This window comes from Streptomyces sp. NBC_01276 (assembly GCF_041435355.1).
GTDB lineage: Bacteria > Actinomycetota > Actinomycetes > Streptomycetales > Streptomycetaceae > Streptomyces.
The window spans coordinates 853377-861385 of the sequence record NZ_CP108442.1 but is presented as its reverse complement, the minus strand read 5'-3'; the positions used below and the strand labels follow the sequence as shown (position 1 = coordinate 861385).

Sequence of the window (8009 nt, the reverse complement as noted above, 5' to 3'; positions counted from 1 at the left end):
CGGTGACGTCACGTGGCGGGCGGCCGGCGGTACGGCTGGTGGGGTCAGGCGACGAGCTCTCCGGCCTGGAGCTGCCAGAGGGATGCGTAGAGTCCGTGCAGGGCGAGGAGTTCATCGTGGGTGCCCTGCTCGGCCACGACGCCGCCCGTGTCCATGACGTAGATCCGGTCGGCGTGGCGGACCGTGGAGAGCCGGTGGGCGATGATCACCATCGTCCGGTCGGCCGCGAAGACACGGAGCGTGCGCTGGATGGCGGCCTCGGTCTCGTTGTCCACGGCGGAGGTGGCTTCGTCGAGGATCACCACCGGCGCGTCCTTGAGGATCGCGCGCGCCAGCGCGATCCGCTGCCGCTGGCCGCCCGAGAGGGCTGCGCCGCGTTCGCCGATCACCGTGTCGTAGCCGTCCGGCAGCGTCGCGACGAAGGTGTGGGCCTCGGCCATCCTGGCCGCCTCGACCACGGCCTCGTCCGAGGCGCCGAAGCTGCCGTAGCGGATGTTGTCGGCGATGGTGCCGTCGAAGAGGAAAGGGTCCTGCGCGACGAACCCGATCGCGTGGCGCAGATCCTGCCTCGGCAGGTCGCGGACATTCCGCCCGTCGAGCAGCACGCTGCCCGACTCCGTTTCCAGGAAGCGCATCAGCAGCTTGGCGACGGTCGTCTTGCCGGAGCCGGTGCAACCGACGAGGGCGGTGACCTGCCCGGCGGGAATGGCCAGCGAGAGCCCCTCCAGCACCGGCGGCCGGTCGGGATAGGCGAAGGTCACGTCGTCGAGGACGATCTCGCCGCGCACCTTGCGGGCGTCGAGCGCTCCGCCGTCGCCGTCGGCCTCGCGGGGGAGGACTTGCAGCCGCCGGACCCGGTCGTAGGCGACAAGCGTGCGCTGGTACTGGTCGACGATGCCGCCGAGCCGGTTCATCCGCAGCAACACCATCTGGGGCAGCCCGATGAGCGGGCTGAACACCTCGAACGGCAGGCTGCCGTTGAGTACCGACCGGCCGCCGATCAGCAGGGTTCCGGCCATCGAACTGGTCGTGCAGACCCGTACGATCTCGGCGTGGCGGATCGTGCTCCGGTCGGTCCGCTGGCTGCTGTCCTGGACCTCCCCGCTCAGCCGGTCGATGCGCTCGGCCTCGTAATCCTCGGTGCAGAAGCTCTTGACGGTGGCACCGGCGTCCAGCGTGTTCACCAGCTGGCTGTGCAGCTTGGCCCGGTGCTCGCCGGAGACTGCGTAGTCGGCCGCGACCTTGTCCTGGTAGTGGAACGACAGCCAGGCGATGACCGGGATGGGCAGGAACGCGATCCAGGCGATCTGTGGCGCCAGCAGCAGGAACAGTGGCACCAGGAGGGCCAGGCTGGTGCCGAGGTGCAGCAGGTCGCCCGCCGAGGTGGCGAAGAAGGTGCCCAGCTGACGGACGTCGTCGGTGAGCGCGCCGGCGATCCGGGTGGTCCGCTCGCCTTCCAGGTGCCGTAGTTCGAGGTGCTGGACGTGGGCGTACGTCCGGTTGCGCCAGTCGTGCTCGATGTCCTGGCCGAGTCGGCGCCACTGGAGGTTCGAGGCGTACGAGAGGCCCGCCACGGCGGCACAGGCGGCGGCCATCAGCCCGGCCAGTCCGAAGAGTTGGGTGGACGCGGTGGTCAGGCCGAGGCGAGCCAGTGGAGCTGCCTCACCCTTGATGAGGACCAGTCCGGTCCAGCCGAGGAAGGTACCGAGCGCCATCTCCGAGACCTGGCAGGCGACGGACAGGGCAACGGCCCCGTAGAGACGGCGTCGGTGCGGTCCGACGATCTCCAGCAGGGGATGACGTTCGACGCCGGGCCCGGCCGCTTCCTGGGGCGCGTCGACCGTTCCGCGCCAGGCCTTCCGGAGGACGGCCGTGGTCAACGCGGCCACCCCGCCCACTGCCACCAGTTGCCTGCTCAGCGCCGACCCCTTGATCAGCGCGACCCCGGCCGCGACCCCGCCGCCGACGGCAAGCACCGGTCGCACGACCAGGCCGCGGTCCGCCTGCGGGGCCGGGGCGGCGACGGGTCGGACCGGTGTCGGACGTCCCGCTCCGGTCGGATCCTCCGCGACCAGGGTGACGGCTTTGCGGACGATCCGGCCGACGTCCGTGGCGCGCAGCCGTGCATCGTGCCGGACCAGCACCCCACCGGTGACCGGGTTGGCCCGGGCCTCGGTGATCCCGGGAATGCGGCGCAGCGCGGCGGCGAGGAACTCGGCCGTCCGTGGCCGTCCGAGCACCAGCTTGACGTCCCAACGCTGACGGCCCGGAGTGACCGAGCGCGGGTTCACATCCCATTCCGCGGACCGGAATCCGGCTGCGGCACCCAGTAGCGATGACATGCGTACAATCACCTGTTTGCGGAGGTCGCGGATAATCCGTCAACGGGCGCGACGGAATTCGGCGCACGACGGATTCACTGCGACGGAGCGGAAAGTCCGAGAGAGAGGAAGAGGCGCGGCCGGAAGGCCCACGGCCGACCGCCGCGAGGACCCGTCTTCCGAGGTCGGCAGGAAGACGCGCCCAGGCGGCGGGCGGGCATCAGGGCGTCACTACGCCTTCGCGGCACCGACGGTCGCGCGGATCTTCGGAGTCCTGGCCTCGTCCTTCTCGGCGTTCGAGGCTGCACCCTCGGCAGGCCGTTGGTCGTCGCCGGAGGCGATCTGCGCCGCCACCATCTCGGCAGCCACCTCGACCGCGAGGTCGTGGATGTTCTCTCCGGCCTCTCGGGCCGCTTTCTTCACCTCCATGACAAGACCGACGGACGTCGTGACGACACCGCGCATCAGTGGCTTGAGGACACGCTTGGCCAGTGGCGCGACGATGAGACCGATCAGGAACGGCGGAACGACGGGCGGCATGATGCTCCAACTTCTACGCAGATGTATGACAGAGGACCCAGGGCACTGCGCACTCCGGAGCACGCACAGCGGGGAAGGCGGAAGCACCCATTTCCGGAATCCTCGATATCCCGTGCCGGACTCCCCGCCGGGTTGAATTCCTTGTCGATGAGGTAAACCGTCCGCTCGTCGATCACCGTAGCCCAGTCATGACTGCCGAGGCCAAACGGTCTCGGCGGGTTTCACTCATGCGAGTGCCATCCCTGTTCTGACCGCTACGAATTGCAGAGGCGAACTCACCGAGCGAAATTCTTTTCTGATTTACCCATTACCGGTGATCTGCTTCATGGTGACTTCCGAGTTCGCGCGCCACCCTCCGGCGCCGGGCGGGAAAAGCCGGCGCGACTCCTCCCAGCACCGCCTCGCGGAAGGCCCGCACGTCCCGGCCCCGGCACTCACCGTGGTCCGGCCGCCGCCGTACGCGCCCGGCCTGAACCCCGTCGAGGCCGCCGTCCGGTCACTCACGCGCAGAGCAATGACCCACACTGCCTCCGACACACCCGACGGCCTCGACCGCACAGCCGCGCGTTACGCAGGATCCACCTCCGGCCCCACCTGTCGGCGGTTGCCTCACCGCCACCGCACTGCCCCCCGACTCACCTCACCCAGCCCGCCCTGAAAAGCTCAGCGACCGGAGAGACTTCCCGCGCACGCGTCCTGAGTCACGTCGCAGGTCCGACCGTTCACGGACGAGTGAACTCCCGGCCGGCCACTGGCGCACCGGCTGCCGCGAACGCCAGCATGATCGGCATGGCCACCACGTACCCCCGAGCTGAGCGGGCCGCCCAGGCCCGGGCGGCCGGAGCCCAGCTCGCCGCCGACGGAATCGACGGGGTGGTGTTCGGCTGGGTCGACAACGCCGGGCTGACCCGGGTGAAGTCCGTACCGCTCGCCCAGCTCGAACACGCCGCCGAGTACGGCGTCGGCGCCGTACCCTGCTTCGACGTCGCCCTGGTCGACGACTCCATCACCACTGCGCCTTCGAGTACCGGCCCGGTGGGCGACCTGCGGCTCGTCCCCGACCTCGACCGGCTCACGCCGCTCGCCGCCCAGCCCGGCTGGGCCTGGGCCCCGGCCGACCGCTACACCCAGGACGGCACCCCGCACCCCGGCTGCCAGCGCCGATTCGCCGGCCAGGTCACCGAGGCCGTCGAGCGGCGCGGGCTGTCGGTGCGAGCCGGGATCGAGGTCGAGTGGGTGGTGGCCGACGCGTCCGAGGCCCCCGCGTCGGTCGGGCCCGCGTACGGGATGACCCGTTTCATCGAGCACTCCGACTACCTGCGGGAGGTGCTGCGCGCCCTCACCGCCCAGGGGTTGGCCGTACTCCAGCTCCACCCCGAGTACGCCGCCGGGCAGTTCGAGGTCTCGGTCGCCGCCGAGGGGCCGGTCGAGGCGGCCGACACCACGATGCTGGTGCGCCACACCATCCGGGCCGTCTCCGCCCGGCACGGCCTGCGGGTCTCGTACGCGCCCGTCTTCACCGAGGGCTCGGTCGGCAACGGCGGCCACCTGCATCTCAGCCTCTGGCGAGAGGGCCGGAACCTCGGGCACGGCGGCCCCGGCCGTCACGGGCTGCACCCCGACGCCGAGCAGTTCTTCGCGGGCGTACTGGCCGAGCTTCCCGCCCTGCTCACCCTCGGCGCGCCCAGCGTCGCCTCCTACCTGCGGCTGGTCCCCTCCCGCTTTGCCGGGGCCTACCGCTGCTGGGGTCTGGAGAACCGTGAGGCGGCGCTGCGCCTGATCACCGGCTCCGCCGCCGGGCAGGCCAATGCCGAGTTCAAGTGCTTCGACGCCGCCGCCAACCCGTACCTTGAGATCGGCGGCGTGCTGGCCGCCGGACTCGCCGGCCTGGACGCCGGCCTGCCCCTCCCGCCCGAAACCCCGAGCGACCCCGCCTCCCTCGGCGCGGCCGAGCGCCTCCCGGCGAGCCTGCCGGAGGCGATCGACGCCTACGAGAAGTCCGCACTGCTGCGGCAGGCTCTCGGTCCCGAGTTGTACGAGGCCGTGCTGGCCGTCCGGCGGGCGGAGGCGGAGCTGTTCGCGATGCACACGGATGCGGACGTCATCGAGGCCGTCCGCTGGCGCTACTGACGAGCACGGGCTCTGCTCCTCGGCTCCTGGTCCATGAGTTGGTCAAAGGCCTGCTGGTCGCCGTCAAGCTTCACGGGGCTCAGCAGGATGCGGCCCCGGATGGCGCGGAGCAGATCCTTGACCGTGCCTGTGCCTGTGGCGAAGTGGTCGCAGGCACGGCGTCATCCGAGGTGAGGGGATCGGGCCACGCGCCGTTGCCGTCGAGCGCCACACCTGCCGACATAGGCCGCGGGGAACCTGCGCGAGCTGGGGGCATCGTACGTGTGCACCAGACCCCGGTACCGGGCAACACACCAGGCGTTCTGCGGCGGCAGCCCCGCACCCACCACACGTGGCGCCCACGCTCCGGACCGCGTGAGCGACGGCCGCTCCACATGGCGAAGTTCATTTCGTACGACCCTCGCCACGTTCCTGCCCGAGGCGACTGCCGGCCACCTCGGTGTGTGGACGCTTGTCGCGCGTGGCGAGAGGCGAGGCCCGCTTGTCAGCGCTCGACGACTCGTGCGTTCGGTGGGACTTCCGGCGTGGGTAGTGGTGCCGACCCCACCGAGAGGGGAGTCAGCTCCTTCGAGGTACCACGTCTCACCGTCCCGGCAGGGTGGTCGAGCAGGTCCTCGGCGAAAGACAGCCGTGGCCTCGGGTGGAGTGCCGACGGTGGCGAGGGCGCCGGGGATGGTCGCGGTGGCGTCGGCGGTACTGCTGCCGAGACCGGCGATTACCCCGGCATTTTGATCAGCTGTGCTGCTGCTGCTGCTGCGGCCGGCCTGTCCGGGCAGGACGAACGCGTTCACGACTCGGCAAGTGTCCAAAGACCCAGGTGGCGTACTGGAATCCGTGGACGAAGAGCAGTGCCCTGACGGCCGGTTGAGAGCGGCGGAACTCGTCGGATACGGAGGACATCCGCATCAGCCCACTTCGGCTCTGGGAGAGGATCCGAGAGTCGAACCGGTATCAGCGGGTTCCAGCGGCTTCGCCATGTAGACCGCCTCGGTACCGTAGCTCGCGGGCAGCCCGATCTCGGGCCGGGCACGGTAGCCCAGCCGGGACCACAGCGCCTCGGAGCCGCGCACGGCGACCAGAGAAAGGGTCCGGTAGCGGGCCGCCCGCCCGGTCTCCTCCAGATGCCGCTGCATCCGGCGGGCCAGGCCCCGGCCGCGCGCCCGCTCGACGATCGCCAGGTCGTGGGTGTGCAGGTTGCTTCCCCCGTTGCTCTCCTGTGCCGCGCCTTCCTCGGCCAGGCTCAGGTCCGGGCAGCGGAACAGTGGGTAAGGCAATGCGAGCAGATAGCCTCCGAAGCCACCCGCGTGCTCCAGTACGAAGCAGGTCGAGGGCGAGGCGCGGTGTCGGGAGCGGAGCGCCTCCCGCCCTTCGGACAGGCCGCTCGCGGCGTAGGCGCGTTCCTCCAGCGCGACCACCTCGTCCCAGTCCTCCTCCCGAAACAGCCGGAGCCGGGTGTCGGTCATGCGTCTCCTCCGTCCGGAGCCGGGCCTCCGACGCAGGTGTACGGCAGCGGCGCGAAGCCGTTGAACCCCCGGGTGGCGTAGGCGGCGGCGTACGCGCCGCAGGAGTGGACCCACACCGGGTCGCCGGAGGTGATCGCGCACGGGACCCGTACCAGGCCGTCCTCCTGGGCGTACGCGTCGTCGCTGTCGCAGGTCGGGCCGGCCACCATGGCGTCGACGAACTGCCCGCCGGAATGGGTGGGGAACTCCAGGCGGTATTGCAACTGGTCCATCTCGTACAGGCCGTTGAACTTGCCGCAGCTCAGGTAGAGCCAGTCCTCGCGGGTGCCGTCGAGCCGATGTCGGGAAGAGAGCCGGGCGACGTGGGCGCGGATCGCTCCGTGGTCGGCGACCAGGTGGCGACCGGGCTCCAGCAGGAAGTCCAGCGGGGCGGCGTTGACGGCACGCAGCCGTTCCATGCCCTCGCGGATCACCACGAACATCTTGTCCAGCGGCGGTTCCAACGGCCGGCCGCGCCGGTCGAGGACGCCGAGGGCGGGCAGTCCGCCGCCGAGGTTGATGCGGTCCGGGGTGATGCCGCGCCGGCCGAGCGCCTCCAGGACCGCCGCCAGCGAGTCGACCGCCGCAACCCAGGCCTCGGCGGTCATCTGCTGGGAGCCGACGTGCACCGACAGGCCGGAGGGCACCAGCCCGGCGCTCCGGGCGGCGCCGAGCACCCGCAGGGCGTCCTCGGGCGAGCAGCCGAACTTGCGGCTGAGGCCCCACAGCGCGCCCTCGCCGGTGGTCGCCAGTCGGCAGAACACCCGCGAGCCGGGGGCGTGTTCGGCGATCGCGCCGACGTCCTCCAGGCAGTCGGTGGCGTAGTCGCGTACACCCAGCCGGTAGGCCTCGGCGATGTTGCGGTCGGACTTGACGGTGTTGCCGTAGTGGATCAGCCCGGGGGCCACCCCGGTGCGCAGCGCCTGGGCGATCTCCTGCGGGCTCGCCGCGTCGAAGCCGGAGCCGAGCCGGGCGAGGTGGCCGAGCACCTCGTCCACCGGGCAGGCCTTCATCGCGAACCGGAGGGCGACGCCGGGCAGTTCGGCGCACAGGGCGGCGTACTGGCGACCGATGCCGTCCAGGTCGTAGATGATGGTGTCCTCGATGGCGGCGGCGAGCGCGGCGCGCAGGGCGGGGTGGTCGCGGAGGGGCGCGGTGGATGCGTGGACAGTGGCCTGCGCGGTCGGGGCGCGGTGGCCGGTTCTGCCATGGTCGGCCGTCCGACGCGGTTCGGCGATCTGGCGCACGTCAGTGGTCTGAAGCCTCACGTGTGAACTCCCGCTCCGACTGGATGAATGATGCCAAGGGCCTGCTGGCACGCATGAGATGAAGCGAGGGAGTCCAAAGGCCGGCTGTGACGCCTGACCTGGACTCCCTCCACGCCCGCACTCTATGCACTTCCGCGGCGTGCACCTGCACCTGCTCTGCACCCTGCGCGGCCTGCCACCTTCGCGCTGACCAACGCAAAGGCCGACGATCACGCCTGTCTCCCAGCGCGGCCAGCCCTTGTCCGGCC

At 70.9% G+C, this 8009-nt stretch carries 5 protein-coding genes; 1 reads left to right on the top strand and 4 read right to left on the bottom strand.

The genetic code is table 11. The features are described 5' to 3' along the window. Positions 1 to 44: 44 nt before the first annotated feature. A complete protein-coding gene (locus OG295_RS03535) occupies positions 45 to 2291 on the bottom strand; it encodes an ATP-binding cassette domain-containing protein (protein ID WP_371675488.1) in 2247 nt (748 codons plus the stop codon). Between the two features lie 261 nt (positions 2292 to 2552). After that, positions 2553 to 2861, bottom strand: a complete 309-nt coding sequence (locus OG295_RS03530; protein ID WP_371675487.1) for a DUF5132 domain-containing protein — start codon at positions 2859 to 2861, stop codon at positions 2553 to 2555. A gap of 789 nt (positions 2862 to 3650) precedes the next feature. Here OG295_RS03530 and OG295_RS03525 point away from each other — a divergent pair. Beyond that, positions 3651 to 4991: a glutamine synthetase gene (locus OG295_RS03525; RefSeq protein ID WP_371675486.1), complete on the top strand. Its 1341-nt coding sequence runs from the start codon at positions 3651 to 3653 to the stop codon at positions 4989 to 4991. A gap of 905 nt (positions 4992 to 5896) precedes the next feature. Here OG295_RS03525 and OG295_RS03520 read toward each other — a convergent pair. Further along, on the bottom strand, positions 5897 to 6454 hold the full coding sequence (locus OG295_RS03520; protein WP_371675485.1) for a GNAT family N-acetyltransferase: 558 nt from the start codon (positions 6452 to 6454) through the stop codon (positions 5897 to 5899). Further along, entirely contained in the window at positions 6451 to 7623 is a 1173-nt protein-coding gene (locus tag OG295_RS03515) for a type III PLP-dependent enzyme (RefSeq protein WP_371681091.1), read from the bottom strand. Before OG295_RS03515 ends, OG295_RS03520 begins: the two co-directional genes overlap by 4 nt. Between the last annotated feature and the right edge of the window lie 386 nt (positions 7624 to 8009).